The organism is Yinghuangia aomiensis, from assembly GCF_039542225.1.
Taxonomy (GTDB): domain Bacteria; phylum Actinomycetota; class Actinomycetes; order Streptomycetales; family Streptomycetaceae; genus Yinghuangia; species Yinghuangia aomiensis.
On the sequence record NZ_BAABHS010000084.1, the window covers coordinates 1 to 2,120 of the forward strand.

The 2,120-nt window shown below is 68.7% G+C and carries 2 protein-coding genes; both read right to left on the minus strand.

Annotation, left to right across the window (positions count from 1 at the left end; all coding sequences use genetic code 11):
• Nucleotides 1-14 precede the first annotated feature (14 nt).
• Nucleotides 15-452: a hypothetical protein gene (locus tag ABEA93_RS41900; protein WP_345681275.1), complete on the minus strand. Its 438-nt coding sequence runs from the start codon at nucleotides 450-452 to the stop codon at nucleotides 15-17.
• Nucleotides 453-461: 9 nt separating this feature from the next.
• Nucleotides 462-1,964: an NF041680 family putative transposase gene (locus ABEA93_RS41905; RefSeq protein WP_345681276.1), complete on the minus strand. Its 1,503-nt coding sequence runs from the start codon at nucleotides 1,962-1,964 to the stop codon at nucleotides 462-464.
• Between the last annotated feature and the right edge of the window lie 156 nt (nucleotides 1,965-2,120).

Genomic DNA, 2,120 nt, shown 5'->3' on the forward strand with positions numbered 1-2,120 from the left:
CTTGCCGTTTAACGTCAGGGATGGGGTTGCTCAAGAGCCCAGGCCACCAGCCCCGGGGCAGCATTCGTGAGCTGTTGGACGTAGTTTTCAAGCGTCGATATGCAGTCCGGCACCGTGGTGGTGACGGCGTCTGGCAACTCCAACAGGTACTTCTGGTTTCCCGCGGCCAGTTCTGGCTTGTCGTCGTCGATCGTTGTGTCCCCGCTGATGACGAGCCCGTCAGATGTAGCGGTGACCGTGGCTGAGACGCAAAGTTCTCGGCCGTCCTGGAGGATGATCACGAAGCCGAGGCCGGTGGAGCGTTTGCCGCTGGGGCCACCGTAGTTGCTGAACGGCCTCCATCTGCTTTCCTCCTGGTGACGTAGGAAGATGGCGTAGCCCGTTTTCCGGAAGCGGTCTGCAGCAGTGGCCAGTGCCGTGAGCAGGTCGGCGGCGTCGCGAGTCGAGTTCACCTTGCGATGCTATCCAGCGTCGGAGTCAGGCCCTGTTGAGTCGTTCCGGCGTGGTTCGGTGCCCCGACGAGGTTTTGTGCCCTTCTGGTGATGGCTGGGTCTGGTGTATGGCTCGCCGGTTTTGACGATGCGTCCGATGTCGTGGCGGGGTGCGGGCCTGCGGTTCTTCGAACCGGGCGGCCGGCCTGGGCCGGGTCTGGTGGGTTTAGGTGCGGCTGCGGGACGGAGCGCCTTGCTGCGGAGGTTCCTGAACCCGCGGCGGACGCGGGCCGGGGTGAGTCGGCTCGGCGGGGCAGGCCGTTCCCAGGGACGGCGCAGGTCCTCGGCGAGCGGGCGGGCAAGGAACAGTTGCGCGTGCGCGGCGATCACGATCCAGGTCCACCGGTCGGCGGCGTCCGGGTCGCGGAGTTTGGGCGCAGTCCAGCCCAGGATCTGTTTGAACAGGCGGAACGTGTGCTCGATGTCGAACCTTCTGAGGAACGTCTGCCAGCAGCGGTCGACGTCGCCGGGTGTGGCGTCGGTCTTGGACCACCACAGCCAGACAGGCTTGGGATCGCCGCCCCGAGGCAGGTGGTCGACCTGGAGGCGGATGACCGTGCCGGAGATCATGGGGAGTTCATCGGTGTGGCCGACCCACGCGCACCGGCGTGTCAGCCGGGGGTGGAGCCTGTCCCACGCGGTCGCGCGTGCAGTGCCGTAGCGGGTGGACTCGGTGATGGTGACGGCGTGCGGTCCGCCCCAGGTCTCGGGCTTGCCGAACACGAACTCGCCGCCGTGCTTGGGCGGTCGGCCGCCCTGGCGCGGATGCGTGTATGTCGGCGTCGGCCGGCGCATCACCCGGTCCGAGCGCATCCGGCCGAGTACCTCGACAGGGAGGTCCCGCAGCAGGAACGCGATCCGCGGGACGTCGTAGCCGGCGTCCAGGACGACCATGACATCGAGGTCGCCCGGCTGCCACCGCCCGGCGGCGACCAGTCGCTCGACCACCGCGCGGACCTGCGCGGTCGTGGCGGCCGCGACGTCCTCGCCGGGTCCGAGGCGGACCGCGTCCAGGACGACGGTCCACGAGCTGCGGCCCGGCTCCAGTGCGGCCACGATCGAGTACGGCCAGCCGGGCACCATCTGGTGCTTGCCCTCGCCGCGTCCGTAGGTGTGGCAGAACGACCGGCCCGGACTGGTGTCCGCGTCCGGCCGCAACCACGGGCTCACGTCCACAGCCAGCACCAGGCGCCCGTCCGCGGCCCGCGGCAGCGGCAGCCGCACCAGCGCGTCCCGCAGCCGGCCCGTGTCGATCCGACCGTGGTTGACCGCGTCGTACAACGCCCCGTGCCCGCGACGGTGCTCCGGCGCCAGCGACAAGCCGACCAGCGTCCTGACCGGCCCGTCCGCACACAGCACCGCGTCCGCCAGCTCGAACAACGCGTCCGCACGGCGCGTCAGGCAGGCATGCAGTTCGCGCCGGAAGTGTGACAGTTCCGCGAACGCATCCCCGCGCTCCGCAGCGCGCGGCACACTCGATTCCACGGCCTTCGCCCCGATCCCACGTGTCTTCTCGGTCGAAGCACAGGATCAGGCGAAGGCCGCCCACATCACCGGGATCAACGAAAACCCAGACAAGCCAAGCCACTTGCTGCTAAAGAGCAACCCCAAGGTTAAACGACAAGCTGA